We start from the raw sequence: 25,757 nt of genomic DNA, 5'->3' as shown, positions 1-25,757 counted from the left end.
AGGCTGGAGGAGCCATGGCCACCCCAGCCATGAAGATCAGGACCCTCGCCGAGACGACCACGTCGCGGGCATTCGGTGGCGACGACTGGGGCGTGGACCGCCTGATGGACGCCGGCTACGCACAGACCGAACTGCTGCTCGCGGGAGTCGCCGCGAACGAGCCATTCACGGTGCGCGCACTCCTGCGGCACCCGATTGACCTCTCCCGCGCGAGCGGCGTGGCCGTGGTCGAGCCGATGCACTTTGCAGGAGGCCGCTCCGCCTGGCCCGTCATCCAGCGCGAGACCGTGCGCGCGGGGCATGTATGGGCCGAGGTGTCCTGCCAGCCCAGCGCGGTCGGCATCCTCAGTTCGTTCGACGCTGATCGCTACGCCTCGGTCGCCCTTGTCGATGGAGCAGGCCCGGATGCCCCGAGCACGGCCAGCATCGGCACAGACGCCGCCACCGGGCGCACGATGGACGATGTGCGGCGCGAGTCCGAGAAGTTCAGGCGACGATGGTTCGCCGCCGCGGTGCAGGCACCCGAGATACTCGGGCAGTTCGCCGACGCCTTGCGTTCCGGCGCAGGTCCGGTGGGGTCCGTGTCGACGGTTCTTCTGACCGGGCTCTCCCAGACGGGAGGCTTCACCCGCAATTTTGCAATGGCACATCACGCAGCCCTGTCGGGAACGCACCCCGTCTTCGACGGCTACCTGCCGATGTGCTCGGGCGGCGATGCCCTTCCCGATCTCGACGTGCCCATCATCGAGCTGCTCGCAGAGTCCGAGATGGAGCAGTTGCGCGTGAGCCATCTGCTGCCCGGCCAGACCGTGGCGTTCACGCATCGACGCGCGGACTCGCACCGGTTCCGTCTGTACGAGGTGGCCGGGATGTCGCACGCCGACACTCGCGATCATCCGCCGCAGCATCCGGGCGAACTCGTGCCGGGCCAGCGTTGGAGCACCTTTCCCAGCAGCCACGTGGTGGCGGCCGCGCTGGCCTCACTCGTCCGCTGGGCACGCGACGGGCATGAACCGCCGCCTGGCGCGGTCTTCACCCTCGATCGCGACGGGAAGCTCGCGCGTGACGAGCACGGCAATGTCACGGGAGGACTGCGGACACCACACGTGGATGTGCCCACCTCCACGATCTCTGCCATCAGCGGCCCCGGTGCGGCCTGGCTCAATGGCTGCGAGCAGCCGTTCCCTCCGCACAAGCTACGCGCCCTCTACGGCACCGAGGACGCGTATCGGATGCGCGTCGCCGCGTGCCTCGATGAACTCGTGGAGCTGGGCTACGTGCTTCGGCCCGATGCCGATGAGTACCTCGCCGAGGCTCACTGGTAGCCAGGCGCTCGCTCCACATGACGATGCCGCCGACCGGAGGCCCGGTCGGCGGCATCGCATGGTTACCGGGTTACTTGGTCCAGCTGTATTCACCAGTGACGTCGAAGGGGCTGTAGATGGCGTTCTCGTTCGTCACCTTGAAGCCCTTGAGGTCCGGGTCCACGAAGTAGACGAACTTCGCGATGTACAGGGGAGCGAACCAGGCGAGTTCCGCCACCCGCTCCGACATCTGCGACCACAGTTCCGCCTGCGCATCGGGATCCGTCTCGGCGAGCGCCTCTTCCCACAGGCGCGTGATCTCGGGGTCCTCCGACTCGAACGGGTTCGAGGAACCGCCGGCGTCGGGCAGCAGGAGCGGAGCAAACTCAGACGCGACTGTGCGGAGGCGCTGCATTGCTGCGCCGTACTGGCCGCTCGCGGCCTTCTCGTCGAAGGCGCTCGTGCTGACTCCCACCATCTCCACGGTCACGGTGATGCCGACTCGGGCCAGGTCACCCGCGGCCGCCTCAGCGGCGGGGCAGTTGCCGACCGTCTCGGAGCAGAGAAGGTCGAAGGCGAAACCATCGGCGTAGCCGGCCTCGGCGAGGAGGGACTTGGCCTTGTCGAGGTTGTAGGCGTACCTTCCGACGAGGTCCGGGTTGTATCCGGGCTGGCCCTCAGCCAGGATCTGCTCCGTGGGCGTGCCGAAGCCGCCGGGCAGCATGGCTTCCGTCAGTGCCTCACGGTCGATCGCGTAGTTGATCGCCTGGCGAACACGCACGTCGGCGAATGCCGGCACGACCGCGCCTTCCCTGTCGATGATGCCGATGCCGTGGGCTGATCCGCCGACCGCGTAGACGTCCATGCCCGCAGCCTCGGCCGCCGGGGCCGTGGTCGCTCGGCCTGAGACCACTGACACCTGGCCGGTTTGGAGGGCCGACACCGCCGTGTTGGGGTCGGTGATCACCTGGACGGTGAGGGTCTCCGCCTTCACCGCATCCGGGTTGTAGTAGTTCGGATTGCGCTCGAAGACATACGTCGTGTCGATGATGCTGCGCTCGGGGTTGTAGACATACGGCCCCGAACCTGCCGTCGCGTTGTCGAGCATGTCAGGGTTGTCGACACCTTCCGGGCTGATGATGAAGCCCGCGCCACCGGCAGGGGTGAGCGCGAACGGCAGCGCCGCAACGGGAGCCGACAGCTTGATGCTGAGCTCGTAGTCATCCACGATCTGGATGTCTTCGAAGTTCGCGAAGCGGGGGCTGAGGTAGAACCCTCCGTCGCGCACGTACTCGAGGGACTTCTTGACGGCGGCAGCATCCACCGCACCGCCGTCTGCGAACTCGGCATCGTCGCGGAGAGTCACGTTGAAGGTCAGGTTGTCGCCCTCGGGGTAGCCCCACTCGGTCGCGAGGTCACCGACGATGCTCCCGTCGGGTCGCTGGAAGAGCAGCGAGCTGTACGCAGGCACATTGAACATCGCGGAGGAGTTCGTGCCGCCGGTCTTGGCAGGGTTAAGGCCTGCAAGGGGCGGGCCCACGAACTGGTACGCGAGATTGACGGCGCCGGCCTCGGCTCCGTCGCCGGCGTCGCTGGAGCATCCGGCTCCCACGAGCGCCATGGCCACGGCCATGGCGACTGCGGCTCCGACGCGACGGCGCCGGGACTTCGAGTGATTCATTGCTATCTCCCTTGATGGCTGTGAGCGACGCGGATTTGCATTTCACTACTTACCACGATCGCAACGTTGCATGAACAGTATTGATTGCCCGATCGTCTGTCAATGGCTGTTACAGCCAAAGGGTCGTCCACGGGTCGGTGCGCGGCGTGACGATGATGCCGTCCCATACAGACAGCCGGTTCGCAAGCGGGTCGGGGACTGTCCGACCGCCCGTGTCGTCGATCTCGTAGATGCGAGAGATGTCGCCTCCGGATGGGTGCCAGGCGTCAGACGCGGCCATATCGCCGCTGGCAAATCGCACGAGCTCCGCGCTCAGTTCCGAGGCCGCGGCCGCCCCAGGCGTGGTCGGCGTGGCGTTGTTGAAGAAGAGCGGCATCTCGACACCGTGGTAGGCGCCGTACGAGGTGCCCTGGTTGACCGAGCAGAGGTACACCCAGGAGTCCTGCCCGTCGCCGAGTCGCTTCATCTGAGCCAGTCGTCGCGTCCTGATCGTGAACTGGTCGCTCAGCACGTTGAAGAAGATCTGAGTATTCGAGGCCTGCGGATCGACGTCCCGATAGCGCTCGACGAGGACCTCGGCGTCGTCCTGGTGGTCGAGGCCGGGACGCAGTCGGTCCACGAGCTGCGAGACGGACAGGTCTGGATCGTCCAGGTAGTGGGGAAAGGCATGTATCGCGGCCCTCGCCTCGTCGCGGGCGGTCCCCGTCATGAACGAGATGTCCTTCGCGGCGCCCGCCGCGAATGCTTGGTAGGGGTCTGCCGGCAGCACGGGCGTGCCCACGGCGGGAGCGAATCGCATGCCGTTCGGGCCTGGGCCTCCCGTTCCTGCGAGCTGTTCCTGCACGTGCATCAGGTGCCCCACGGGGATGTCCTGCAGGGCATCCAATCGATCGGCACGCACGCCTAGAAGCGACAACGCCTCCTCCGCCGTGCGGGTTGCCGTGGAGTGATCCTTGAACCCGAAGGGCGGGCCTCCGTGCACGACCGCGGCGCGGAAGAGCCCGCGAGCGCCCGGCATCGACGCCAGGGCAGCCACTTTGCCGCCACCTCCGGAATGGCCGTGGATCGTCACCGCATTGGGGTCGCCGCCGAAGCGAGAGATGTTGTCTCGCACCCACTCGAGGGCGAGCTGCAGGTCGAGCAGGCTGGCATTGCCAGAGCCGGCGTAGTCATCGCCACCCAGCTCCTCAAGGTTAAGGAATCCCAAGAGGGCGAGGCGATGTGTCACGCTGACAACCACGACATCGCCTCGCGACGCCAGCGCGGCCCCGTGCGAGTACGGCGTGATGGCCTGGCCCGCCGAGAATCCTCCCCCGTGGAACCAGACGAGCACGGGCTTCGCCCCGGTGAGGGATGCCGTCCAGACATTCAGCGACAGGCAGTCCTCGTCCATGGGCGCGGGGTTGTCGGGTCGCGTTCCCGGGCCCGTGCGCGACTGGAGGGCGAGGGGCCCCGGCTCAGCGGCCGCGCGCACCCCGCCCCACGGGGCCACGGGCACGGACGGCTTGAAGCGGTTCGCGCCCGCTGGACTTGCGCCGTATGGCACGCCAAGGAACGCGTGTGCCCCTCCCAGTGAAACCCCCTCGACGCGACCCCCGGTTGTCTCGACGACGGGCGCGTTCATGCGGTTGCCATCGGGCCGCGCTGCGCGAGCGCTGCGCGCGCTTGCCTTCGCCGTCGCTGCTCCACAGGGTCTGGCACGGGTTCAGCCGCGAGGAGGGCCTGGGTATACGGATGCTTCGGCGCCGAGTAGAGCTCGTCCGTAGGCCCCTGCTCCACGATCTGGCCGTGGCGCATCACGACCGTGCGGTGGGCCATCAACCGGACTATCGAGAGGTCATGGGCGATGAAGAGATAGCTCAGTCCGAGTTCGCGCTGGAGCTCCATGAGCACGTTCGCGACCTGGGCCTGCACTGAGAGGTCCAGCGCGCTCAGCGCCTCGTCGCAGACGATCAGCTTGGGCCCCAGCATGAGCGACCGCGCGATGGCGATTCGCTGGCGCTGCCCTCCCGAGAACTGACGGGGATACCGGTCGACATACTCGGAGGCCAGCCCGACCCGGTCGAGCATCTCGTAGACACGGCGCGCCAACTCCGACCTGTCCCTCATCCCGTGGGCCTGAAGCGGCTCGGCCAGGATCTGGCCCACCGTCTGGGTGGGATTAAGCGAACTGTACGGGTCTTGGAACACGACCTGGAGCGCTGCGGCGACCTCGCGCGCATTCCGTCGACGCCACTCGAACAGGTCATGGCCGTCGAAGGCGATGCTTCCGGACTGCACGCGGTTGAGGCCGAGGATGGCACGGCCAAGCGTCGACTTGCCAGAGCCGGACTCGCCGACGAGGCCGAGGGTCTCGCCGTCTCCGATCGTGATGCTCACGCCATCGAGGGCGGCCACGGGCGGCTTGCCCCTCCGACCCTTGAACACGACGCGGAGGTCACGCGCATCGAGGAGATGCTCCCGGACGGTCATTTCGTCACTCCTTCGCGCGTGCCGACACGTTCGATATGGATGCACCTACTGAGGCGCTCCGGGCCCGGACTGAGGAGCGGGATGGGCGCCTCCTTGCAGTCCGGCGTGGCGTAGGGACACCGGGCCGCGAAGCGGCACCCGGTGGGCCAATCCCGAGGCGCGGGCACGGATCCTGCCAGGGCTGGCAGCGGCACGCCTCGCGTCGCATGGTGCGGGTTGGATGCCTCAAGCCCCTCTGTGTAGGGATGCTTGGGGGCCGCGAAGATGTCGAGAATGGGCGCCGCCTCAACGATCTGGCCCGCGTACATCACGATGGCTCTCTCGCAGATGTCGGCAACCACCCCCCAGTCGTGTGTGACGAAGATGATCGCCATCCCGAAACGCGACTGGAACTCCCGCAGCAGGTCGAGGATCTCTGCCTGCACCGTGACATCGAGGGCCGTGGTCGGCTCGTCTGCGATGAGGAGGCGGGGCCGCCCTGCGAGAGCCCGTGCGATGATGACCCGCTGCGCCATGCCGCCAGAGATCTGGTGCGGGTAACGGCGCATCGTTTCTTCGGGGCCGCGTAGCTTGACCGCGGCCAACAGCTCGAGCACCCGCTGCTTCTGCGCCGAGCCTCGCAGCCCCTCCTGCCGCTGCACGGCTTCGCCCACCAGGGTGCCGATCGTGAAGCTCGGGTCGAGAGCCATCATCGGATCCTGCGAGATGTACGAGATCTCGCTGCCACGAAGGGCGTTGACCTCGCGCTCGCTCATGCTCGCGATGTCCTTGCCGTCGAATCGGATACTGCCGCCGACGATCTCGCCTCCCTCGGCCAGGAGGCGAACCAGAGCCCGTCCGGTGACGCTCTTGCCGCATCCGGATTCACCGACAAGACCGACGATCTCACCCGCGTTGACCGCGAATGAGACGCCCTCCACCACACGCACCCTGTCGTCGCCGAAGGCGACGGTGAGATCGCGCACCTCCAGCAGCGCCGAGCCCTCGGGTCCCGCCACAGGCTGCTGGTCGACGACCGCCGCCTCGGCCGGCACCTGGCGGCGGCGCGCACGACGCGGCATCCCTGCCCAGCGTTCGTTCGTGATGTCGCGCACGGTGTCGCCTATCGAGTGGAGCGCGAGCACCGTGAGGATGATGACGAATCCCGTCGGCACCAGCATCCACGGGTGGATCACGATGAGCTGCGATGCCTCCGTGATCAGCGCACCCCAGGAGGTGGCGGGAGGCTTCGGCCCGAAGCCGAGGAAGCCGAGTCCCGTATTGAGCAGGATGCTCACGCCGGCAACGAGAGTGGCCTGCACAATGAGCGGGCCCATGATGCGGGGCAGGATGTGACGACGAAGGATTCGGAGGGCACCGAGGCCGGCTGACTTCGCTGCATCGACGTGGAGTTCGGGCGTGACGGCGAACGTCGCGGCGCGCACCACGCGATAGACCGGATTGGCGATCAGGAAGCCGTAGGCGACCATGGCCGCCATCGTGTTGCCCGGGAAGACGGCCAGGACGACGAGCAGCACGATGAGCCCCGGCATCGCCATGCTGATCTCGACCCAGCGGCTGCTCACCCAGTCGAACACGCCGCCCAGGTAGCCCGCGAGGATGCCGGCGGTGGCGCCGACGACGACGGCGATCGACAGCGCGACAGCCGCGCCGCTCAGCGGCTCGACACCGCCGATCATGAGCCTGCTGAGCAGGTCGCGACCGAGCTGGTCGGTTCCGAGCAGGTTCTCGAGCGACGGTCCTTGGTATGCCTTCGAGAGGTTGGTCTCGTATGGATCACGCGGCATCAGGAGGGGCGCGGCGAAGGAGGCGATCGAGACCAGCGCGATCCAGAGGAGGGAGATCACAGCAACGGGACGGCGAAGGAGGAGACGCACGATCGTGCCGGGACTACGACGAGACGACAGCACGCGGTCCTCGGCGCTCCGCGCGGAACCCACGGCCGGCGAGGAATTCGTGACAGTCGCGAGGCTCACGGTCACGTCCCGACGCGTCGGGGCCTTCGTGGGGGACGGTTTGGGAGTCATCTCACTCTCACCTTCGGGTTGAGCAGGCCATACGCGATGTCGACCAACAGGTTGACGACGAGCACGATGGCGGTGAAGTAGACCACCAGGCCCTGGACGACCGGGATGTCGCCGTACAGGGTCGACGACACCGCGAGGCCGCCGAGCCCGGGGAGGGCGAAGACCCTCTCGATCAGCACCGTGCCGCCGACAGCACCGACGAAGATCATGCCCATGACCGTCAGGACGGGCATCGCGGCGTTCCGCAACGCGTGCCTGAAGATGATGCTCGACATCGGCACACCCACCGCCCTGAGAGACAGGATGTACTCGCTCGCGAGGACCGAGAGCATCGAGTCCCTCGTCTGCTTGGCGATCCCCGTGATGCCTCCCGCGGCGAGCGCGACGACGGGAAGCACGAGCCGCTCGGCCCAACGACTGACCGACTCACCCGGCGGCACCCATCCGGTCGCGGGAAAGAGGCCGAGGTTGACGGCGAAGACGATCACGAGGAGCAGGGCCAACCAGTAGTCCGGCACCGCCTGGCCGAAGGAGGCCAGCATGTCGAGCCCACGGCCGAGGGCGCCTCCCTTGACCGCGCTCGCGATGCCGAAGGCCACGCCGATGATCGCCGTGACGAGCGCAGCGACGACGATGAGGCTGAGGGTGACGGGCAGTCGCTGGTTGAGCGCATCCACGACAGGCTGGTTGTTGAGCAGCGATCGGCCGAGGTCGCCGCGCAGCAGCGCACCGAGCCACACGATGTAGCGCACCACGAGAGGGTCATCGAGCCGCATCTCGCTGCGGAGCCTCGCATACTCCTCGTCGGTGGCATCGGGTCCGAGGATGGTGCGCGCCGCGTCACCGGGCACGAATGCCGTCAGCACGAAGCTGAGCACGGTGACGACCAGCATGACGGGTACCGCGAACAATGCACGCCGCATCACGAACCGGACCACTCGGCCTCCTCCCGCGCCATCCTGCCCTCAGCTCTGAGGACCCGCTCGCCAGACGAGCAGTTACATATCACCAGCGATTGCTGTCGTTTGTCAATCTGTTATACATTGACCATCCGCCCGCGATCCAACCACGGTCCAGGGCTACCTAAGGAGCACCATTGAGCACTCTCTCCGCCGAACTCGTGGGAATCACCTCGGCACTCACCTACGCTGACCTGCAACCCGATGTGCGCCGGGCAGCCACTCTCTCACTGCTGGACGGCCTCGGTGTGTCCCTCGCAGCGACATCGGAACCCGGCGGGCCCCGCCGCTTCACTGAGCTGGTGCTCGACGAGGGAGGCAGGCAGGACGCCACGGTGTTCGGGACCGGGAAGCGAGTGCCCGCTGCATCAGCCGCGTTTGCGAACGGTGCCCTCTCCCACGCTCTCGACTTCGAGGACTCGATCGACAACCTTCCGATCCATCCCAACGCCCAGTCGATCCCTGCCCTGCTCGCGGTGGCCGAGCAGCGCGGAATCTCGGGCGAACGACTGATCTGCGCCATGGCGATCGCGTGCGACGTGTCGGGGCGCCTCGCCCAGGCCGCGGGCACCGCCATCGGCGACCGCGGCTGGTACCCGCCGCCCATCCTCGGCGCATTGGGGGCGACGGTCGGCGCTTCCAACCTGCTGGGGCTCAGCGCCGCGCAGACCCTCGACGCGCTCTCACTCGCCATCTCGCAGAGCACGGCCAGCGGCGAGGTGAAGCACAGCCCGCATTCCGTTGTCCGCGCCGTGCGCGACGGCTTCGCCTCTCACGTCGCAGTGCGGTCCGTCGAACTGGCGGAGCGAGGCATCACCGGATTCGACGCCCCGCTTGAGGGCAAGAAGGGCTTCTTCGCCACCTTCGCCGGCGGGGAGTATGAGCGCGAAGCATTGCTGCGCGGGTTGGGGAGCAGCTTCTGGGGCACCCAGGTCAGCTTCAAGCCCTGGCCCAGCTGCCGCGGAACCCATTCCTTCGTCGAAGGCGCGCTCGACCTGCGCGAGCAGGCGCCCCTCCTCGACATCGACCGGGTGGAGCTCCTCGGCGCGCCCGTCAACATCATGCTTGCCGAGCCCATCGACTCGAAACGACGGCCCTCTGAGGCGATCGACGCCAAGTTCAGCCTGCCCTTCACCGTGGCGAGCGCACTCGTGCACGGCGATGTCACCTTCGACTCCTACACGCCCGCGGCGCTGTCGGACCCCGAGGTACTGGCACTCGCTGACCGCATCGACTTCGTTCCCGACCCGGCGAAGGCACGTGACGAATCGATGACGCACGGGGAGATCACCGTGATCCTTCGAGACGGGCGTCGCCTCCACAAGGACATACCCACGCCGCGCGGCAACCCCACCTCCCCCCTCGGGATGGCCGGGCTTCGCGAGAAGTTCGTCGAGTGCGTCACCCGTTCGATCACTGCACCTGGCGCGGAGCGCGCGGGCGCACTGGCAGACCGCATCCTGTCGATCGCCGACGCCGAGAACCTGCGCGAGGAGCTCCCCAGCATCCTCACCCCGTGAAGCGTCAGCGGATGCGCACGCTCAAGCGCTGGGCCGCACCGTTGTCGTGTCGGCCGACGATCTCACGAAGGCGATGCAGCGCGATCTGCCCCAGCCCCTCCCAGAGCTCGAAGAACAGCTCACGGGTGCGGGTGCGGGGCCAATCCTCCGGGAGCAGCTCTGCGGGAAGGTCTGGATCCGTCCGGGCGATCTCACTCCACGACGCCAGCACGTTGGTGCGCAGCACGAGCGCATGGTTCGGCGCGATCTGTCCCGCCCTCATCCGCTCGACCCAGGGGCCGAACTCGTCGAGGTACTCCTCATAGCGAGCCCTGACCGCAGGCAGGTCGAACGCATCGACGGGCGAGAGCCTCGAGTACTCGGTGTGCTGGAACTCGGCACGCACCACGGCCAACCCGACTCCCACCTCTGCGCCGGCGCTGGCGATCTCGCGGCCGCAGTCGTTGGGCTGCAGCCACACGGCGTCGGTGAGTGGGGCGAAGCGAAGGCGCTCCAGCTCTCGCCGGAACCGCGGGCGCAAGCCCTTGTCTTCCTCGGGGATCGAGAACACGACGATGGTCCAGCGGCCATCCCACTCGCGGTCGACGGCGCCGAAATCGAGGTAGCCCTTGAGCCGCTTCTCGCGCGCCTCGTGCCCGTGCTCGCTGAGCGAGTAGGCCGTCTTGCGACCCGAACGCGACTGCACGAGCATCCCTGACTTGGCCACGCGGCTGAGCGCGACGCGAGCGCCGGCCGAGCTGATGCCGAACTCGCCCAGGAGTTCGACGATGGCGGCTGATGGCACGGCACCCGCAAGGGCGAAGTTGTAGTCCGCAAGCATCGTCACGAGCAGTCGCTGCGAGCTGAGCCGGGAGGGAGCCCTTGTGGCGGCAGCCGACAGTGACTCGCCATGCTCTTCGGTCAAGATCTCAGTCTCCTGTCGCGCTTGACATTGAACGTACATCACGTTTCGCGAGGTCGTGGTGAAGGCCAGCCGTCGACACCGTCACGGTGAACTTCGGGCTCTGACCGACAACCCGCGTCGGGCCGACCGTGCGCTGCAGCGCCGGCCGGTAGCCGAGGTGCGAGTTGAACACGGTCCACAGTTCCCCGCCGGGGCGCAGCACCCGCGCCGCGTCAGCGAAGAGCGCCTGGGCGAGCCCCGAGTGCACGGTCGACCCCGCGTGAAATGGCGGGTTCAGCAGCACAACGTCGGCTGAGGCATCCGGCCTCGAAGCAAGCCCCACGTCTCGCATCACCGTGACGTCGAGCTCGTTGGCCGCCATGGTCGCGCGAGCGGATGCCACGGCCGCCGCCGACTGGTCGGTGGCGAGCACCTCAAGCTCGGGCCGTGAACGCTTGAGCGCCGCCGCAAGGATGCCCGTGCCGCAGCCGAGGTCGATGGCCGTGCGCGCATCCGCCTTCACCCGGTCGAGGAACTGCAGCAGGAAGCGCGTGCCGATGTCGAGCCGCGTGCCCGCGAAGGCGCCACCGTGCGCGCACACCCACAGGTCGAGCTCGGCGTGGAACTCGTGCTTCGGCCACTCGCTCTCGCCAGCGCGGGGCGCGCGGGCCACGAGCACGCGCGACTTCTGGCGCGCGAGCGTCGCGTTCACGGAGCCGAAGTGGCGCCCGAGCACCTCATTCATGGCGGGGGTGAGGTGCTTGATGCGTCCGCCCGCGTAGACGACGACGGCCGGGTCGGCATGGGCGGCGATCAGCCCGGCGACCTCGTCGAGTTGGTCGAGACTCTTGGGGAGTTGCATGAGCACGGTGCGGGCGCCACGGAACAGTTCGGCGTCGAGTTCGTGGTGCGTGAAGCATCCGTCGAGTCCCAGCTCGTGGGCGTTCGCGTCGAGGGCGCGCTCGCCGATTAGGGCGTCCTGGTGCGAGCGGATGGCCGTGGCACCGTGCAGCGCCGCGGCCCCGAGCGTCAGTGCCCCGTACCGGTCGCCGATCGTGACGACAGCATCAGGATGCGCGGCGATGTCGGAGGCCGCCTCGTCGAGGATCAGCCGGTCGCTCGCATCGAAGGCGAACAGGTTGGGCGCTTCAAGGTCTGGCCGACGGCGCAGCCGCTCGAAGGCGAACCCGGTCATGACTGGCCGCGTTCGAGGGGCCGCCACACGACGACCTGGTTGGCGCGGCGCACGCGCTCCCCCGCGCGCAGCGAGACGACGGCACCGGTCTCGTCGGCCGCGAACACCCGACGGCCGGACTGCTTCAGCATCTCGTCCGCGAGCGCCGTCTCGAGTTCACGCACCCGCTCCGAGAGCTCCATGACGCGATTCTCGAGCGACATGATGCGACGGATGCCCTCAAGGCTGACGCCCTCGGCCCCGAGCGCCGCGATCTCACGCAACTGCACGACATCCCGCATCGAGTACCGACGCGACTTGCCGCTCGTGCGCTTGGGGCTGACAAGCCCGAGACGGTCATACTGCCGCAGCGTCTGCGGGTGCATGCCCGCCAGCTCCGCCGCGACGGCGATGGCGAAGAGGGGAGCGGCGGGATCCATGCTCACCCCTTCCGCGCCCTGGCGATCAGGTCATCACGGGGGTTCTCATCGGGCAGGGCCTTCGCGAGCGCCTTGACGGCCTTCGCGGCATCGGGGGTCAGGTGGCTGGGAACCACGACCTGCACGGTCGCGAGCAGGTCACCGGATGCTCCGCCCACGGTCACCCCGCGGCCCTTGACCCGCAGCACCCGGCCACTTGGCGTGCCCGGCGGCACCTTCAGCTTGACGGGTTCGCCGCCCAGGGTGGGCACCTCGATCGTGGCGCCCTGCACGGCCTCGACGAAGGTGACGGGCACGTCGACGCGCAGGTTGTCGCCGTCGCGAGTGAACACCGGATGCTTTTTGACCGTGACGGTGAGGGTCAGGTCGCCGGCCGGGCCGCCGTCGAGGCTCGGCTCGCCCTTGCCTTTGAGCCGGATCTTCTGGCCGTCGCTGACGCCAGCAGGGATGCGCACGGTCATGGGCTTGCCGCCCACGCCCTGCAGCCGCACCGTGTCGCCGTTGATGGCCGAGACAAAGTCGAGCGTCGTCGTGGCGGTGACATCCCGTCCCTTCGACTGGGCGCCGCGGAAGCCGCCACCATTGAAGCCGCCACCCCCGAACATCCCGCCGAAGATGTCGCTGAAGTCTGCCGACTGGTAGCCGCCGCGGGCACCGCCCGGGGCGCCACCGGGAGCGCCGCCGCCGAACATGCCACCGAAGATGTCCTCGAAGCCGCCCGCCTGACCGCGGCCGCCCGCCGTGAAGCGCGGGGCACCCATGCCCATCGCGCGCACCTGGTCGTACTCGCGGCGCGTCTCGGGGTCAGCGAGCACGGCGTGGGCCTCGCTGATCTCCTTGAAGCGGGCCTCAGCCTTCGCATCCCCCGGGTTGGAGTCGGGGTGGTACTGGCGCGCGAGCTTGCGATAGGTCTTCTTCAGCTCGGCATCCGAGACGTCTTTGGAGACGCCCAGCACCTTGTAGAAGTCCTTCTCCAACCAGTCCTGACTGGCCATCAGACTCCTTTCGTAAGTACATGGCGGGTGAGTGTCGAGAACCTGCGGCACACACTGTCGCGGTGACGCAGGTTCCCGACGCTCAAAGCCCGCTGCTAGTCCTGCGGCACCGCGACGGCGACCTGCGCCGCGCGAAGCAGGCGGTCACCCATGCGGTAGCCGACCTTGTGCACATCGAGCACCGTCATGACGGTGACCTCGGGGTTGGGGATCTGTGCGATCGCCTCATGCAGGTTGGGGTCGAACTCGTCGTCCTTTGCGCCAACCCGCTCGAGACCGGTCCTTTCGAGGGTCGTGCGGAGCTTCTGCGCGATGAGGGTGAACGGGCCACCCTCCTGCAGGTCTCCGTGCGACTCGGCAAGGTCGAGGTCGTCGAGCACCGGAAGCAGCGAGGCCACGAGGTCCTGCGCCGCCTGGAGGCGGTTGGCCTCACGGTCGCGGTCGACCCGCTTGCGGTAGTTCGCATACTCGGCCTGCAGACGCTGCAGGTCGGCGAGACGCTCCGCCGCGAGGTCGTTGGCATTCTGCTCGAGGAACGAGAGGTCCGCGTCGTCGAGCGAGGTCTCCACATCGGGGCCCTCGGCCTCGAGGAGGCCGTCAGCGGCCTCCTCGAGATCCTCGCGACCGACGTCGGGCTCGGGCACGTCCGCGCCCTGGTCCTTGTCGTGATTCTTGTCAGCCATGGTTACTTCTTGTCGTCCTCGTCAACGACCTCGGCGTCGACGATGTCCTCGTCGTCACCGCTGGTCGACTCGCCGGCTGGCTGCTGCTCGGAGCCACCCTCGGCCTGGGCGGCCGCGTAGATCTCCTCGCCGATCTTCTGCTGGCTCTCGTTGAGCTTGTCGAGCGCCGTCTTGATGGCGTCGTCGTCCTCGCCCGCGAGCGCGGTCTTGAGGGCGTCGATGTCGGCCTGCACCTCGGTCTTGACACCCTCGGAGAGCTTCTCGTCGTTCTCCTTGATGAGCTTCTCGGTCGAGTAGACGAACTGCTCGGCGGCGTTGCGCACCTCAGCAGCCTCGCGGCGCTTCTTGTCTTCTGCCGCGTGCTCCTCGCCCTCACGGACCATCCGCTCGATGTCCTCCTTGGAGAGGGCCGAGCCGCCCGTGATGGTGATCGACTGCTCCTTGCCGGTGCCCTTGTCCTTGGCGTGCACCTGCACGATGCCGTTGGCGTCGATGTCGAAGGTGACCTCGACCTGCGGCACGCCACGCGGAGCGGGGGCGATGCCCGTGAGCTCGAAGGTGCCCAGGTTCTTGTTGTCGCGCGTGAACTCGCGCTCACCCTGGAAGACCTGGATCGCGACCGACGGCTGGTTGTCGTCGGCGGTCGTGAAGGTCTCGCTGCGCTTCGTCGGGATGGCCGTGTTGCGCTCGATGAGCTTCGTCATGATGCCGCCCTTGGTCTCGATGCCGAGGCTCAGGGGGGTCACGTCGATGAGGAGCACATCCTTGCGCTCACCCTTCAGCACGCCAGCCTGCAGGGCCGCGCCGACGGCGACGACCTCGTCAGGGTTGACGCCCTTGTTGGGCTCCTTGCCACCCAGCAGCGACTTCACCAGGTCGGTGACGGCGGGCATGCGGGTCGAGCCACCGACGAGCACCACGTGTGCGATGTCGTTGACGCTGACGCCGGCCTCGCGGATCACATCGTTGAAGGGGCGCTTGGTGCGCTCGAGAAGGTCGTTGGTGAGCTCCTCGAACTTGGCGCGCGAGAGCGTCTCGTCGAGGTTGGCGGGGCCGTTCTCGGTCAGCGACAGGTAGGGCAGCTGGATGCTCGCGCTCGTCGACGACGAGAGTTCCTTCTTGGCCTGCTCCGCAGCCTCCTTGAGGCGCTGCTTGGCGATCTTGTCGTTCGAGACGTCGACGCCCGTCGTGTCCTTGAAGCGCTTGATGAGGTAGTCGACGACACGGGAGTCCCAGTCGTCGCCGCCGAGGCGGTTGTCACCGGCGGTCGCGCGCACCTGGATGGTCGAGAAGTCGTCGTCCTTGCCCACCTCGAGGAGGGAGACGTCGAAGGTTCCGCCACCGAGGTCGAAGACGAGGATGAGCTCGTCTTCCTTGCCGCGGTCGAGGCCGTAGGCGAGGGCTGCCGCGGTGGGCTCGTTGATGATGCGGAGCACGTTGAGACCGGCGATCTCACCCGCGTCCTTGGTGGCCTGGCGCTCGGAGTCGTTGAAGTACGCGGGCACGGTGATGACGGCATCCGTCACCGGCTCGCCCAGGTACTGCTCGGCGTCACGCTTGAGCTTGGCGAGGATGCGGGCCGAGATCTCCTGCGGCGTGTACTTCTTGCCGTCGATGTCGGTGTTCCAGTCGGTGCCCATGTGGCGCTTGACTGACGCGATCGTGCGGTCGACGTTGGTGACGGCCTGGCGCTTGGCGGTCTCGCCGACGAGCGTCTCGCCGTCCTTGGTGAAGGCGACGACCGAGGGGGTCGTGCGGAAGCCCTCAGCGTTCGCGATGACGGTGGGCTCTCCACCCTCCAGGACGGAGACCACCGAGTTAGTGGTTCCGAGGTCGATTCCTACTGCACGAGCCATGCGTGTTCTCCTTATAGTGCGTTGGTCGTTCGAAAGTCTGCGGCCCGAAGTTGAGTCGGGCACGCTCAATTCTAGACCTGAGCCGAGTCATGTCAAGTCGGAAAACTCAGAATTGAGTCGATGAGGCTCAAGATTTGCGGCATCCGACCCCCGCATGGGAGGCACCGAAAGTTCACCCAACGCCATTAGCCTGAGCGCATGACCACGGATCAAGGCAAGGATGCCGTTCCCGCTCCCCCAACCGCAGCCAACACCCAGGCGCTCGGCGCCATCGGCCGCGGAGTACGCGGGGAACCCGTCCCCAAGAAGGTCGTTCGCTCCTGGGCCATGTGGGACTGGGCCATGCAGCCCTTCAACACCGTCATCCTCACCTTCGTGTGGGTGTCGCTCTACCTGACCTCGCGGCAGTTCCTGGAACCGGATGTCGCGGCATCCGGCCAGCAGGCCGACGGCAGTTGGCTCAGCTGCGCCCTCGCCGACAACATGGGCACCGCCTACTGCCAGGGGCTCACCGACCTCGCCGAATGGTGGGGCTGGGCGAACTTCGCCGCGGGCATCCTGATCCTCGTGCTCGCGCCTGTGCTCGGCCAGCAGGCGGATGCGCGCGGCAACAAGAAGAAGTGGCTCATCGGGGCGACGATCGCGATCGCGCTCATCCAGTTCTCGCTCTTCTTTGTCGAGGCTGACCCCAAGTACTTCTGGTTCGGCGCCCTCGCCGTCGCGATCGGCGCGGTGGTGAGCGAGATCGGCGGCGTCAGCTACAACGCGATGCTCTCCGAAGTCTCGACGCCCGCAAACGTTGGGCGCATCTCGGGGCTCGGCTGGGGCCTCGGCTACATCGGCGGCATCCTCGCGCTCGTGCTGTGCATCCCGCTCATCTTCGGCATCGGCACCGACCAGGCCCTCGCGTTCAAGCTCGTCGCGGTCGTGTGCGCCGTGTGGACGATCCTCTTCGCGATCCCCATGTTCAAGAACGTGCCCGAGTCGCCCGCCTACGCAGATGCCCAGCGGGCCTCGTTCTTCGGCGCCTACGTCGTGCTCGCGAAAGACCTGGGCAAGCTCTTCAAGCACAACCGCTCGACGTTCTGGTTCCTGCTCTCCGCCGCCGTCTACCGCGACGGCCTCGCGGGCGTCTTCGCCTTCGGCGCGATCCTTGCCGCGCAGGGATTCGGCTTCAGCACAATCGAGGTCATGATCTTCGGCGTCGCCGCCAACCTGGTCGCCGGGGTCTCGACCATCTTCGCGGGACGCATCGACGACGTGATCGGGCCGAAGCGCCTCATCGTCGCGACGCTGGTGGGGCTCGTGCTCATGACGGTCGCCGTCTTCGCCCTCCGCGACCTCGGCACGATCGTGTTCTGGGTCTGCGGCCTCATCCTGTGCGCCTTCGTCGGGCCCGCCCAGGCGGCCAGCCGCGGACTGCTCACCCGCGTGACCCCCGCCGGCATGCAGGGCGAGATCTTCGGCCTCTACGCCACCACGGGCCGCGTCGCGAGCTTCCTCTCCCCCCTCGCGTGGTCGCTCTTCCTGGCCGCGTTCGGCGGCATCATCTATGGTGTGCTCGGCATCGGCCTCGTGCTGCTGATCGGCCTCATCATGCTGCTCTTCGTGCGGCTGCCGAAGCACGAGCGCCTCACCTAGCTCCGGGAGGCCTTCATGGTGACGACACGGCACGACCTCGTCTACGCGAGCACCCCGCAACGCGACGTCACGCTCGACCTGTACGTGCCTGACGACGGTGCCGCGCAGCATCCGCTGTTCATCTACCTGCACGGCGGGGGATGGTCGGTCGGCGACAAGCGTGACGACGTCGAGGGGCGGATGCTGCCCCTCGTCGAGCGCGGATTCGTCGTCGCGAGCGCCAGCTACCGGCTCAGCGGCGACGCCCTCCACCCGGCCGCAGTGCACGACGTCAAGGCGGCCGTGCGGTGGCTGCGGGCCAACGCTGCCGAGCACGGCATCAACCCCGCGCGCATCGGGCTCGGGGGAGCATCCGCGGGCGGGCACCTCGCGTCGCTCACGGCGCTCACGGCAGACGAGAGCGGCCCTGTCGGTGACCATCTCGACCAGCCGAGCAGTGTCGGGGCCGTCGTCGCCTGGTACCCGCCGACCGACCTCGTCATGAGCGCCGCACGCTCGCCCTTCGAGGCGCGCTACCTCAAGGCGCCGAGCGCCTACGGCTACCTCGGGCTCGACTCCGAGACATCCGCTGCCGACGCGGATGCGGCGCTTCGCTCCGCGAGCCCCCGCTGGCGGGCGCACCGCGACGCCCCGCCGCACCTGCTGCTGCACGGCGACCGCGACGCCGTCGTGCCCCTCGAACACAGCCGCGCACTGCACGACGCCCTCGTCGGCCTCGGGGCGACATCCGCCCTCCACATCGTCGGTGGCGCGGGGCACGAAGACCCGGCACTCGAGACGCCATCCGTCATGGCGCTCATCGCGGGTTTCCTCGACGAACACCTCACCCCTTTCCCAACTCAGGAGTCACCTGGGAGGCCGGCCGTCACAGCACCTGACTCCTGAGTTATGAAAGGCCAGTCCTGAGTTGTGAAAGGGCCGGGTTATGAAAGGGCAGGGGTGGCGGATGTCGCGGAGTGGGGCCACTCTTAGGGCATGACCAACCCCACCTTCGTCAAGGCCGAGCTCCTGCGCTCCCTCCACGTGCCCGGTAGCCCCCTCATCGTCACCAACGTCTGGGACGTCGTCACCGCACGGATCGTGAGCGAAGTGCCGGGCATGAAGGCCCTCGCGACCGCGAGCCACTCGATCTCCTTCGCCCGCGGGCTGCCCGACGGCGAAGGCATGACGGTCGATCAGGCGCTCGAGGCCTTCAAGCCCATCATCGGCGCGACCGAGCTGCCCGTGTCGGTCGACTTCGAGAAGGGCTACTCCGACACAGCCAAGGGTGTCGAGGAGAACGTCTCACGCCTCATCGAGGTGGGCGCGGCGGGCCTCAACATCGAAGACAGCGTCGGGCCGGAGAAGGCACCGCAGTTCCCCATCGCCGAGGCAGCCGACCGCGTTGCCGCCGCTCGAGCCGCTGGCGCGGTCTCGGGCATCCCCATCGTCATCAACGCCCGAGTCGACACGCTCGCGGCACCCGGTGGCGACTGGGACGAGGCCGTCGAACGGGCCAACGCCTACCTCGAGGCGGGCGCCGACTGCATCTTCTTCCTCGGCCTCAAGAACGAAGACCTGGTCAAGCGCGCCCTCGACGAGGTCAACGGACTCATCTCCGTCATCGGCACGCCCGGCGGCGTGCCCCTCAAGCGTCTCGCCGAACTCGGCGTCGCCCGCGTGAGCTTCGGCCCCGGCACCATGGGGCTCACACTCGCGCACCTGCAGGATGCCGCCGCGCAGCTCGTGCGCCTCGGCCCGTACCCGGAGGAACTCGGCTTCGCGTTTTAGGGGTTGCTCGGGCCTGCCCGCAGGCAGGTCGGGCGTGCCCGCGGCTCACGCGTACTCGTAGCCCGGGGGTGCCCCGCACCCCGAGTGTGCCCACAGCCCGGGGGTGCCGGCAGCTCGAAGGTGCCCGCAGCCCGGGGGCGCCCGCCGCTCCCACCGCTTTCCGCCCCATGACTGGGTTTCGGACAAGTGATCGTGCCGCGGCGCAGTCATCCGTCCGAAAGGCGGTCATTCGCGGGGCGGTGGCGCGGCGCGGGCGGCTTAGTGGCGCCGTGCCGGCGGCTTGGCTTGAGACATCCGTTGTCGGGCGGATGCCTCGTGGCTAGGGTGTCGGCATGGCTGAGAGACCGATCGGATACTGGCTGAAGCTCGTCGACCGCCTGATCGACGAGCGTTTCGCGGCCATCATCGAAGAGCACGGAGTCACGCGGCGACAATGGCAGTTGCTGAGCATGCTGTCGGCGAGCAGCGCCACGATCGAGCAACTGGACCGCGCCATCGCCCCATTCGCGGAACCCGGCGCGACCGAGTCGGCGACCGAGCACCTCGGTGAGTTGCGCGAGAGCGGCTGGGTCACGGTCGACGCTGGCGAGTACGCGATCACCGAACGCGGCACGGTCGCCTTTACGCGACTGAGCGAGGTCGTCGACGGCCTGCGCAACTCGCTCGCGCAAGACCTGACGGAGGAGGAGTACCGCGCGACCGTGCGCTCGCTTGAGCGGATGGCGCGGAACCTCGGGTACACAGACTAGGCGCGCGACCTCCGGGTTGCGCCCGGCGCTGCAACTTCTTGCTCGGCGCTACAGCTTTCTCTGTAGCCGGAGGAGGAAACTGTAGCGACATCCTCGGCGGGACGCGGCGGGATGCGCGCTGTAGTCACCACCGGCTCGCGCGAGTGGCTCATAGTTCGGCGGGCATGGACTGAGCCAAAAGAGGCATAGGCCCCGACGGGGTTCCTCAGCCAGACTCGGAGAGTGCCCAATGACCCGTGCAGACTAAGCAAGGCCGACGGGATGCGCGCTGTGGTCGCCACCGGCCCGGCCGAACACCGCGAGTTGGAGATAATCATGGCTCCTATCCCCTTGGTGCACGCCGGGGACGTGCTGATCAAGGTGTCAGCGGCGGGTGTCAACCGGGCCGATGTCATGCAGCGCAAGGGAAACTACGACCCTCCCCCCGGAGAGACGGAGATCCTCGGGCTCGAATGTTCCGGTACGATCGTCGCCGCCGGCAAGGATGTCGACCCTGGACTGCTTGGAGCGGAGGTCTGCGCCCTACTGGCTGGTGGCGCTTACGCCGAGTACGTGAGCGTGCCGGCCGAGCACGTCCTCCCTGTTCCCGAAGGAGTGAGTCTTCTCGACGCTGCCGGCATCATTGAGGCAGCCGCGACGGTGTGGTCGAACGTGTTCGCCCTGCGCCCGCTGGCGTCAGGCATTCGCGTGCTGGTGCACGGCGGCTCCAGCGGCATCGGGTCGATGGCGATCCAGATGGCGAGAGCCTTCGGCGCAGCCGTCTCGGCGACCGTTGGTTCCGCCGAGAAGGCGGCCTTCTGCCGGAGGCTTGGCGCCGACGACATTGTCAACTACCGCGAGGTGGACTTCGCCGAGGCCTTCGCGGCAAGTGGACAGAGCTTCGATGTGATCCTCGACATGGTGGGCGGCGACTACGTCGACCGCAATCTGGGTCTCCTCGATCGTGGTGGCCACTTGGCGATCATCGGCTTGCAGGGCGGCGTTCGAGCATCCGTGGCGCTTGAGCCCCTGCTCCAGCGGAACCTCACGATCACCGGACGAGGCCTGCGGACGCGTCCCCGTGACGAGAAGACACGGATTCTTTCCGAACTCCGCCGACACGTATGGCCGCTCTTCGCTTCCGGGGCTGCGAGCGCGACCACATATCGAACGTTCGACCTGGCAGAGGCGATGGAGGCTCACCGCCTCATGGAGGAATCCAGCCATCTCGGCAAGCTCCTGCTGACGATCGACCACTCACAGAAAGATGGCTAGGCCTATGCGCATCCTCTATCAAAGCTTCACCGATCCCGACCGCCACGCACCGTACCTGCGGCGCCTCAGCGAGTACCTCAAAGAGATCGCCGGCCCGGGGGTCGCGTATGAGGTGCGCGGAATGCGTCCCGCCGACACGCAGTTGGGGCGAATCAGCGAGTTGCGGTGTGGGCTCAACTCACTCCAGGGGGTCATCGAGGCAGAGCGTGAGGGTTTCGACGCGGTGCTGATCGGTCATTTCCAGGACTCGCTCCTGTATGAGGCGCGCACAGCGGTGGACATCCCTGTAATAGGTCATGGCGAGGCGAGCATGATGCAGGCCTGCATGCTCGGAGGGCGAATCGGCATCATCTCGATCGACCCCGTGTATATCCCCTGGCACCGCGAACAGATCCGTCACTACGGCTTGGAAAACCGAGTGGTCAACGTCGCGGCGATGACGATCACGCCGGATCTCGCCGTGGCGGCGTTCGACGATCCTGAGGCGTATGCCTCGATCAAGCAGACGTTCGTTGGGCTCGCGAGCACGATGGTGGAGGCGAGCGGTGTCGACGTCGTGATGTCGGCGGGGGGCCTCTTCGCGCTCCTGAGTTCGCGAGACAACGAACTCAATGTTCCGGATGCGATGGTGGCGAATCCGACGCTCTTGGCGGTGCGGCAGGCGGAAGCCTCCGTGGGAATCGCAAAGGAGCTCGGCACTCCCGTTTCCCGCGGATCGACCTTCGCGAAGGCATCGCGTCAGGCGGTCGACGAGCTCGCGGCGATCGTGCACGCTCCCCCCATGGCCCCTCTCAACTGACCCCCGCACTACACACCACACCGAAGGAATCTCATGAAGTACACGGCACAAGCAACCACAGACGGCAACGGCCGGAACGGCGCAGTTCGCACGAATGACGGCCTCATCGACCTCCGACTCGGCATTCCTAAGGAGATCGGCGGCGCCGGCGGGGACGTGTCCAACCCGGAGCAACTGTTTGCGGCGGGCTACTCCGCCTGCTTCATGTCGGCCCTCTCAACCGTCGCGCGCCAGGAGAGGGTAAAACTAGTCGACGCCTCGGTCACGGCTTTCGTCACAATCGCCCACGACGGTGAGGCCTTCGGCCTCTCGGTCGAGCTCGTCGCGGACCTTCCGGGAGTGGACTCGGCAATCGCAGGTCGTCTGCTCGAGGGCGCCCACGCGAAATGCCCGTACTCAAGGGCGGTATCGGGCAATATTCCCGTGACAGTGCGACACGCTTAACGGAATCGGTGGAAGGAGGGAGTGCGATCCTCCTCCTTCCACCATCGTCATCGACGACTCAGGACAACGCCTGCAGCCTCGCGGTCCCAGTGGGCTGCAGCTGCACCTGCCTCCCGCAACGGTCCCTTGCGCACCTTTCCGTTCTCAGTCAGTGGCATGGCTTCGAGGAGTGAGAAGAATCGCGGGATCGCGAAATAGGCGAGCCTGGGCTCGCAGAATGCCGTGAGCTCCGCAAAATCGATCTCCGCACCCGGCCTGGGCACTATCGCGGCCATCACCTCGTCTTCTCCAAGCTCGGAATCGACAGCATAGACCGCGACCTCGGACACGTCCGGATGAAGACGGAGTGCCTCCTCGACGGCAACGGAGGAGATGTTCTCTCCCCGCCGACGGATCAGGTCATTCATGCGGTCCACGAACCGCATCCAGCCGTCGGCCTCCACCGTGACTCGGTCCCCGGTGTGAAACCAGAGGTCGCTCCAAGCTTCGACCGTCTTCTCCGCCATACCGAAGTATCCGGTCGCGAACGCGTAGGGCTGCTCGTTGCGAAGGACCAACTGGCCGGGCTCGCCGAGAGGCACGTCGTCCCCCTCGTGGTCGATCACCCTCGCCACGAATCCGGGCTGTACGGTGCCCATGTAGCCGGGACGCTGCTCAGACCGACTCGCGGCGAGCACCGAATTCGTCTCGGTTGAACCGTACCCATCGATCAAAGCGACACCGAAGCGCTCAGCGAACGCCTGCAAGACAGCAGGCGGGGTCGACGGTGCGAGCGCTGCCGCGACGGAGTGCGCCCGGTCGGAGTCGCTCGGCGGCCGCCCCATCAGGATGGAGACCATGGTGCCGAGGAGGTAGGTGAAGGTTGCTCCGGATTCTGTGACCTCTGCCCAGAATCCGGATGCCGAGAATCGCCGGCCGTAGACGATCTCCGCGCCGGAGTACAGGGCTTGGAAGAAGGCGTTGAGCGCATTCGTATGGAAGAGCGGAAGAACCGTGTGCAGCACGTCCTGCTCGCTGAGTTCGAACTGGGTCGACACGTTATAGCCCCACCAGAAGAACTGCGCCTGGGGGCACATGACCCCCTTGGCGGCACCCGTGGTGCCCGACGTGTAGAGGATGACTGCTGTGTCAGATGGTCGGACCTCCGCGGGTGGCACCCGGTTCGGGCGCCGAGGGAGGTCGCGGACCCGCACGCCATCCAACGCGACCGAGGGTGTGCCGAGCGTCCACACATCCGTGAGCGCAGCCAGGTCAGGCAGCGCGAGCAACGGCTCCATGAGCTCGCTCTCGATAGCGATCACACGAGCACCGGAGTTCTTCAGGATGTGGTGCAACTGCACGCCACGCGCAGCGACGTTTATGGGAACCGCAATGGCGCCGATCCAAGCGCATCCGAGGATGAGGTCGAGGTGTTCACGCCGGTTGCCCATCAAGAGAGCAACCCGGTCACCCGCCTGCACGCCCTCAGCAAGCAGCATTGCGCCCACCCGAGCAGCGTCGTCGCGCACCTCCCGCACTGTGCGACGGTGCTCGCCGAACCGCACGAGTGGTCGGTCCGGGTGCTCGATCGCCCGTCGCTCCAGCATGCTGGGGATTGTGCACTCCCTGAGGGGCCATCCGGCGGGTTGCTGCGTCATTGTGTGGTCCTTTCGAATGCTTCGGATGCTGCTATCCCAGGGATGAATGCGTAGCCTGACGACGCTTCGGCGTCGGATGCCCGAACGGGGATCGACATGCCACGCTCGGGCTCAATCCCGATGAGCGCCGCCATCGCGGTGATCTCGCCCAGCAAGCGGATTGAGCCGAGACACCGACCCCCGGAAACGTGCGTGAATTCCTCGACGACGGCGTCAGCCACAACCAGATCACGGAACGCCGCCGAGTCGCAGTCGCCGCACAGGAGTCGACGGGGAAAAAACTTGCGCCTGCATCCGCTGCATTCCTGCACCACGACGCTCACGACGCCGCCTCCAGGACGGCGACATTCGCGCACGCACCGTAACGGTAGAGCACCATGCCGTAGCCACTGACCACTCCGATCCGAGCGTCAACCTGGCGGTCCCCGGCTTGTCCGCTGAGTTGTCGCACGACCTCGACGAGGCCGTGCATCCCGCCCGCAGAGCCCGCCTGCCCGGCGGAGAGCTGACCGCCAGACGTGTTCAACGGGAAATTTCGTTCCATGATGTCGTCCCTGATGAAGTCGACCGGCGACTTGTCACCGAAGAGGCCGAGATCCTGCGCCTGCGCGACCACCATCGACGGGTAGTCGTCGTAGAGGCTCGCGACGCCGACATCGGCGGGGCTGACCCCCGAATCGTGCCAGGCAGTCGGCGCGCACACCGCGAGCCCAGTCACGAGGCCGTCACCGGACTGGTCGTCGTAGTTGTAGCTCGCCGCCACGCTAAGCACGCGCGCCCGCTTGCGTCCCTTCGCGCGCTCATCCGCCATCACGACCACGGCGTCAGCGCCGGTGACCGGCGGTACGCAGTCGTAGCGGCCGAGCGGATCAGCGACCATTGGCGCCTCAAGATAATCCTCGAGTGCGAGCGGGCTGCGATAGACCGCACCGGGGTTCAGGGCCGCCCATCCGCGCTGCGCGACAGCAATCCGTCCGTAATCGCTGCGGGAGAGGCCGTGCTTCTGCATCTGCCGCTGGGTGAGCATCGCGAATGCGGCGTTCGGTCCGGGCATGGGCAGCGGAGAGAGGTGCTCCTCCGTCGCGACGTTGTACCGCCGCACGAGCTCCTCGAAGGCCGGCCCGTCCATGCGATCTCCCGCCACAAGCACGATCGCCGTGGCATCCCCGGCTTCGACCGCGCGCACGGCGTGTTGCAACATGCCGCCGGCGCTGGCTCCACCATTGGTGTCCTGCATGAGCCAGGTAAGCCGGAGACCCAGTCGCCAAGCGAGGTCGACGGCGTGATCCGGCCCGAGCGTGAAGCTTGAGACTCCGAAGCCGTCGATGTCACTGAGCCTAAGCCCGGCCTGTGAAACCGCTTGGCGCACGGCATCCGCCAAGACAGAGTGGGTCGTGACGTAGGGATCCGGATGCCGCGTGTATGCGGTTTCGGCTGCGGACACGACGGACACGTTGGTCATTGCTCTC

At 67.2% G+C, this 25,757-nt stretch carries 23 protein-coding genes; 9 read left to right on the top strand and 14 right to left on the bottom strand.

Going from position 1 to position 25,757, the window contains the following annotated elements:
- Positions 1 to 14: 14 nt before the first annotated feature.
- Positions 15 to 1,325 carry an alpha/beta hydrolase domain-containing protein gene (locus ACIQK7_RS05705; protein ID WP_403022116.1) on the top strand — a complete coding sequence of 437 codons (1,311 nt, stop codon included), beginning with the start codon at positions 15 to 17 and terminating at the stop codon, positions 1,323 to 1,325.
- Between the two features lie 70 nt (positions 1,326 to 1,395).
- On the opposite strand, the gene ACIQK7_RS05700 is transcribed toward ACIQK7_RS05705, so the two are convergent.
- From ACIQK7_RS05700 to ACIQK7_RS05680, 5 genes are all read right to left on the bottom strand, one after another.
- The gene (locus tag ACIQK7_RS05700; protein WP_403022115.1) at positions 1,396 to 2,985 is read right to left on the bottom strand and encodes an ABC transporter substrate-binding protein; all 1,590 of its coding nucleotides are present in this window, start codon (positions 2,983 to 2,985) and stop codon (positions 1,396 to 1,398) included.
- A 109-nt stretch (positions 2,986 to 3,094) separates the two neighbouring features.
- Positions 3,095 to 4,609, bottom strand: a complete 1,515-nt coding sequence (locus ACIQK7_RS05695; RefSeq protein WP_403022114.1) for a carboxylesterase/lipase family protein — start codon at positions 4,607 to 4,609, stop codon at positions 3,095 to 3,097.
- Positions 4,606 to 5,457 carry an ATP-binding cassette domain-containing protein gene (locus tag ACIQK7_RS05690; protein ID WP_325209933.1) on the bottom strand — a complete coding sequence of 284 codons (852 nt, stop codon included), beginning with the start codon at positions 5,455 to 5,457 and terminating at the stop codon, positions 4,606 to 4,608. The genes ACIQK7_RS05695 and ACIQK7_RS05690 overlap by 4 nt, the downstream gene beginning before the upstream one ends.
- A complete protein-coding gene (locus ACIQK7_RS05685; protein WP_403022111.1) occupies positions 5,454 to 7,484 on the bottom strand; it encodes a dipeptide/oligopeptide/nickel ABC transporter permease/ATP-binding protein in 2,031 nt (676 codons plus the stop codon). Before ACIQK7_RS05685 ends, ACIQK7_RS05690 begins: the two co-directional genes overlap by 4 nt.
- On the bottom strand, positions 7,481 to 8,422 hold the full coding sequence (locus ACIQK7_RS05680; RefSeq protein ID WP_325209931.1) for an ABC transporter permease: 942 nt from the start codon (positions 8,420 to 8,422) through the stop codon (positions 7,481 to 7,483). The genes ACIQK7_RS05685 and ACIQK7_RS05680 overlap by 4 nt, the downstream gene beginning before the upstream one ends.
- 158 nt (positions 8,423 to 8,580) lie before the next feature.
- On the opposite strand from ACIQK7_RS05680, the gene ACIQK7_RS05675 reads away from it, so the two are divergent.
- Complete coding sequence (locus ACIQK7_RS05675; protein WP_403022109.1) at positions 8,581 to 9,963, top strand: MmgE/PrpD family protein; 1,383 nt, start codon at positions 8,581 to 8,583, stop codon at positions 9,961 to 9,963.
- A 4-nt stretch (positions 9,964 to 9,967) separates the two neighbouring features.
- Here ACIQK7_RS05675 and ACIQK7_RS05670 read toward each other — a convergent pair whose 3' ends face one another.
- From ACIQK7_RS05670 to dnaK, 6 genes are all read right to left on the bottom strand, one after another.
- Positions 9,968 to 10,867: a PaaX family transcriptional regulator C-terminal domain-containing protein gene (locus ACIQK7_RS05670; RefSeq protein ID WP_403022107.1), complete on the bottom strand. Its 900-nt coding sequence runs from the start codon at positions 10,865 to 10,867 to the stop codon at positions 9,968 to 9,970.
- Positions 10,868 to 10,871: 4 nt separating this feature from the next.
- Positions 10,872 to 12,041: a class I SAM-dependent methyltransferase gene (locus ACIQK7_RS05665; RefSeq protein ID WP_403022105.1), complete on the bottom strand. Its 1,170-nt coding sequence runs from the start codon at positions 12,039 to 12,041 to the stop codon at positions 10,872 to 10,874.
- Entirely contained in the window at positions 12,038 to 12,460 is a 423-nt protein-coding gene (locus ACIQK7_RS05660; protein ID WP_403022103.1) for a heat shock protein transcriptional repressor HspR, read from the bottom strand. The genes ACIQK7_RS05665 and ACIQK7_RS05660 overlap by 4 nt, the downstream gene beginning before the upstream one ends.
- Positions 12,461 to 12,462: 2 nt before the next feature.
- Positions 12,463 to 13,455, bottom strand: coding sequence for a DnaJ C-terminal domain-containing protein (locus ACIQK7_RS05655; RefSeq protein ID WP_403022101.1), 993 nt, complete (start codon positions 13,453 to 13,455; stop codon positions 12,463 to 12,465).
- 95 nt (positions 13,456 to 13,550) lie between these two features.
- Positions 13,551 to 14,138 carry a nucleotide exchange factor GrpE gene (locus ACIQK7_RS05650; RefSeq protein WP_403022099.1) on the bottom strand — a complete coding sequence of 196 codons (588 nt, stop codon included), beginning with the start codon at positions 14,136 to 14,138 and terminating at the stop codon, positions 13,551 to 13,553.
- A 2-nt stretch (positions 14,139 to 14,140) separates the two neighbouring features.
- A complete protein-coding gene (gene dnaK, locus ACIQK7_RS05645; protein ID WP_403022097.1) occupies positions 14,141 to 15,994 on the bottom strand; it encodes a molecular chaperone DnaK in 1,854 nt (617 codons plus the stop codon).
- Between the two features lie 198 nt (positions 15,995 to 16,192).
- On the opposite strand from dnaK, the gene ACIQK7_RS05640 reads away from it, so the two are divergent.
- From ACIQK7_RS05640 to ACIQK7_RS05610, 7 genes are all read left to right on the top strand, one after another.
- Complete coding sequence (locus ACIQK7_RS05640; protein ID WP_403022095.1) at positions 16,193 to 17,635, top strand: MFS transporter; 1,443 nt, start codon at positions 16,193 to 16,195, stop codon at positions 17,633 to 17,635.
- 15 nt (positions 17,636 to 17,650) lie between these two features.
- Complete coding sequence (locus ACIQK7_RS05635; protein WP_403022093.1) at positions 17,651 to 18,520, top strand: alpha/beta hydrolase fold domain-containing protein; 870 nt, start codon at positions 17,651 to 17,653, stop codon at positions 18,518 to 18,520.
- Positions 18,521 to 18,610: 90 nt separating this feature from the next.
- Positions 18,611 to 19,405 (top strand): isocitrate lyase/phosphoenolpyruvate mutase family protein, encoded by a 795-nt coding sequence (locus ACIQK7_RS05630; RefSeq protein ID WP_403022091.1) that lies wholly within the window; start codon positions 18,611 to 18,613, stop codon positions 19,403 to 19,405.
- Between the two features lie 332 nt (positions 19,406 to 19,737).
- Entirely contained in the window at positions 19,738 to 20,154 is a 417-nt protein-coding gene (locus ACIQK7_RS05625; protein ID WP_403022089.1) for a MarR family winged helix-turn-helix transcriptional regulator, read from the top strand.
- A gap of 261 nt (positions 20,155 to 20,415) precedes the next feature.
- Entirely contained in the window at positions 20,416 to 21,408 is a 993-nt protein-coding gene (locus ACIQK7_RS05620) for an NAD(P)H-quinone oxidoreductase (RefSeq protein WP_403022087.1), read from the top strand.
- Positions 21,401 to 22,207, top strand: coding sequence for an aspartate/glutamate racemase family protein (locus ACIQK7_RS05615; RefSeq protein WP_403022085.1), 807 nt, complete (start codon positions 21,401 to 21,403; stop codon positions 22,205 to 22,207). Before ACIQK7_RS05620 ends, ACIQK7_RS05615 begins: the two co-directional genes overlap by 8 nt.
- Positions 22,208 to 22,240: 33 nt before the next feature.
- Positions 22,241 to 22,651, top strand: a complete 411-nt coding sequence (locus ACIQK7_RS05610; protein ID WP_403022083.1) for an Ohr family peroxiredoxin — start codon at positions 22,241 to 22,243, stop codon at positions 22,649 to 22,651.
- 47 nt (positions 22,652 to 22,698) lie between these two features.
- Here the strand turns inward: ACIQK7_RS05610 and ACIQK7_RS05605 are convergent, their stop codons facing one another.
- From ACIQK7_RS05605 to ACIQK7_RS05595, 3 genes are read right to left on the bottom strand one after another with little or no spacing between them, the layout of a single operon-like run.
- Entirely contained in the window at positions 22,699 to 24,237 is a 1,539-nt protein-coding gene (locus ACIQK7_RS05605) for an ATP-dependent acyl-CoA ligase (protein WP_403022081.1), read from the bottom strand.
- 47 nt (positions 24,238 to 24,284) lie between these two features.
- Positions 24,285 to 24,611: a hypothetical protein gene (locus tag ACIQK7_RS05600; RefSeq protein WP_403022079.1), complete on the bottom strand. Its 327-nt coding sequence runs from the start codon at positions 24,609 to 24,611 to the stop codon at positions 24,285 to 24,287.
- Entirely contained in the window at positions 24,608 to 25,750 is a 1,143-nt protein-coding gene (locus ACIQK7_RS05595; protein ID WP_403022077.1) for a thiolase family protein, read from the bottom strand. Before ACIQK7_RS05595 ends, ACIQK7_RS05600 begins: the two co-directional genes overlap by 4 nt.
- Positions 25,751 to 25,757: the final 7 nt, after the last annotated feature.

The sequence above is a fragment of the Salinibacterium sp. GXW1014 genome (assembly GCF_044769865.1).
In the GTDB taxonomy this organism is placed as follows: Bacteria; Actinomycetota; Actinomycetes; order Actinomycetales; family Microbacteriaceae; genus Homoserinimonas.
This window is presented reverse-complemented; position numbering and strand designations above follow the sequence as displayed.

Excerpts from the sequence above, each read along its gene's own strand:
- ACIQK7_RS05705 (WP_403022116.1), top strand. The coding sequence starts at position 15 with ATGGCCACCCCAGCCATGAAGATCAGGACCCTCGCCGAGACGACCACG.
- ACIQK7_RS05700 (WP_403022115.1), bottom strand. The coding sequence starts at position 2,985 with ATGAATCACTCGAAGTCCCGGCGCCGTCGCGTCGGAGCCGCAGTCGCC.
- ACIQK7_RS05695 (WP_403022114.1), bottom strand. The coding sequence starts at position 4,609 with ATGAACGCGCCCGTCGTCGAGACAACCGGGGGTCGCGTCGAGGGGGTT.
- ACIQK7_RS05690 (WP_325209933.1), bottom strand. The coding sequence starts at position 5,457 with ATGACCGTCCGGGAGCATCTCCTCGATGCGCGTGACCTCCGCGTCGTG.
- ACIQK7_RS05685 (WP_403022111.1), bottom strand. The coding sequence starts at position 7,484 with ATGACTCCCAAACCGTCCCCCACGAAGGCCCCGACGCGTCGGGACGTG.
- ACIQK7_RS05665 (WP_403022105.1), bottom strand. The coding sequence starts at position 12,041 with ATGACCGGGTTCGCCTTCGAGCGGCTGCGCCGTCGGCCAGACCTTGAA.
- ACIQK7_RS05660 (WP_403022103.1), bottom strand. The coding sequence starts at position 12,460 with ATGGATCCCGCCGCTCCCCTCTTCGCCATCGCCGTCGCGGCGGAGCTG.
- ACIQK7_RS05655 (WP_403022101.1), bottom strand. The coding sequence starts at position 13,455 with ATGGCCAGTCAGGACTGGTTGGAGAAGGACTTCTACAAGGTGCTGGGC.
- ACIQK7_RS05650 (WP_403022099.1), bottom strand. The coding sequence starts at position 14,138 with ATGGCTGACAAGAATCACGACAAGGACCAGGGCGCGGACGTGCCCGAG.
- dnaK (WP_403022097.1), bottom strand. The coding sequence starts at position 15,994 with ATGGCTCGTGCAGTAGGAATCGACCTCGGAACCACTAACTCGGTGGTC.
- ACIQK7_RS05640 (WP_403022095.1), top strand. The coding sequence starts at position 16,193 with ATGACCACGGATCAAGGCAAGGATGCCGTTCCCGCTCCCCCAACCGCA.
- ACIQK7_RS05635 (WP_403022093.1), top strand. The coding sequence starts at position 17,651 with ATGGTGACGACACGGCACGACCTCGTCTACGCGAGCACCCCGCAACGC.
- ACIQK7_RS05630 (WP_403022091.1), top strand. The coding sequence starts at position 18,611 with ATGACCAACCCCACCTTCGTCAAGGCCGAGCTCCTGCGCTCCCTCCAC.
- ACIQK7_RS05625 (WP_403022089.1), top strand. The coding sequence starts at position 19,738 with ATGGCTGAGAGACCGATCGGATACTGGCTGAAGCTCGTCGACCGCCTG.
- ACIQK7_RS05620 (WP_403022087.1), top strand. The coding sequence starts at position 20,416 with ATGCGCGCTGTGGTCGCCACCGGCCCGGCCGAACACCGCGAGTTGGAG.
- ACIQK7_RS05615 (WP_403022085.1), top strand. The coding sequence starts at position 21,401 with ATGGCTAGGCCTATGCGCATCCTCTATCAAAGCTTCACCGATCCCGAC.
- ACIQK7_RS05610 (WP_403022083.1), top strand. The coding sequence starts at position 22,241 with ATGAAGTACACGGCACAAGCAACCACAGACGGCAACGGCCGGAACGGC.
- ACIQK7_RS05605 (WP_403022081.1), bottom strand. The coding sequence starts at position 24,237 with ATGCTGGAGCGACGGGCGATCGAGCACCCGGACCGACCACTCGTGCGG.
- ACIQK7_RS05595 (WP_403022077.1), bottom strand. The coding sequence starts at position 25,750 with ATGACCAACGTGTCCGTCGTGTCCGCAGCCGAAACCGCATACACGCGG.